A 1,287-nucleotide genomic window follows, 5' to 3' on the forward strand; every position below is an offset into this window, starting at 1 on the left:
TGCCATCGCCGTCCAGCAGGAGGGTATCAGTCAACGCACAGATTTCCAGCAGCCGGTGCCAGTCCGAGGAGTTGCGTGCCAGGCGCGAAACCTCCAGACCCATCACGATTCCCGCCTTTCCCATGCTTACCTCGGTAACCAGCCGCTGGAAGCCTTCACGATCGACGGCACTTGCACCGGATTGCCCGAGATCCGAATCGATCACGAACACCTGGTCGATTTTCCACCCCAGCGACACGGCACGCTCGCGCAGCGCATACTGGCGCTCGGTGCTCTCAGTGTTTTCGAACACCTGCCGTAGGGTCGACTGGCGCACGTAAAGGTAGGCGTTTCTCGAGAGATGCCTGGCCTGTATCTTTCCGGGTGTATGGACAGTCATGCCGTCTCCTCCAGCGCGTTCGCAAGCACCATTGATGTCAGGATATTGATCAGGTCCTGGCGGATACTCGCGCCCGGGCCTGCATCGTGAACTGTGGCGCGCGCAACTGCGGTACATGGGGTCTCACGCATGCCTGCGATCCACGCCGCCATGCCCTTGAACATCAGGAGCGTGCGCCCGCGCCCCGACGAGGAGCTTCCCCGTTTCTCGACCACATCGACGCGCAAGGCTTCGTAACTCTCGACCAGCACTCCGGGATCCGGCGTTACGGTCGCCGGGGATTCACTGGCGTTTTTTTTTCGGCTGCCGCTGTAACGCGCGCTCTACGGTACGGCGGTGCACAGTCAAACCGAATTTCGCCGCGATGCGTTCGAGCAGTTCGTTCGTGCCCAGACCACCCTCGGCATCGCGCGTCTGCTCGATGAAGTCCAATACTTCCGCAGTGATCTTGTGAGCACCGCGCGGCCCCCGCTTGTCTGGCAGCAGCCCTGCAAGTCCCTCACGATCGAAGTCGGCCTGCGCCTTGTAGAAGGTTGGCCGCGATACGCCAAACCGCGCCGCCACCTCGGCGATGGGTTGCCCCTCGGTACGCACGCGGCGAAGCATCTCGTAGCGTACCTGCACCAAGTCCCGTGGATCAAAGAAGTCGCTGGCAACGAACGCTGGATCACGGACATCCTGTGCATGCGGATTCAGGGTCCCGCTCTCGTGGAGTGCGGCTAGTTTCGGATCGGGTTTTCGGGCTCGTTGCATGTAATATAAATTATGCCTCAGCGTTGCAAATGTCAAGGAGAATCAAGGCTTCCAAGTGAACATTCACTGTCCATGTTTGCAGAACTAATCGGAAGCAAAAATGCGCACATTCCACATTTCGGGGTGCCCTGATTGTAACGGGCATATTTTAGTTT

General features: G+C 59.2%; 3 protein-coding genes. All 3 read right to left on the reverse strand.

Annotation, left to right across the window (positions count from 1 at the left end; translation table 11 throughout):
* On the reverse strand, window positions 1–379 hold a 379-nt coding region (locus BMI01S_RS37285; RefSeq protein WP_042293356.1), incomplete at its 3' end, for a recombinase family protein.
* Window positions 376–630, reverse strand: a complete 255-nt coding sequence (locus BMI01S_RS37290) for a hypothetical protein (RefSeq protein ID WP_042293358.1) — start codon at window positions 628–630, stop codon at window positions 376–378. The genes BMI01S_RS37290 and BMI01S_RS37285, both read right to left, overlap by 4 nt.
* A 31-nt stretch (window positions 631–661) precedes the next feature.
* Entirely contained in the window at window positions 662–1,003 is a 342-nt protein-coding gene (locus BMI01S_RS37295) for a helix-turn-helix domain-containing protein (protein ID WP_255217864.1), read from the reverse strand.
* Window positions 1,004–1,287: the final 284 nt, after the last annotated feature.

Origin of the sequence: Paraburkholderia mimosarum LMG 23256 = NBRC 106338, assembly GCF_000739815.1 — a bacterium.
In the GTDB taxonomy this organism is placed as follows: Bacteria; Pseudomonadota; Gammaproteobacteria; order Burkholderiales; family Burkholderiaceae; genus Paraburkholderia; species Paraburkholderia mimosarum.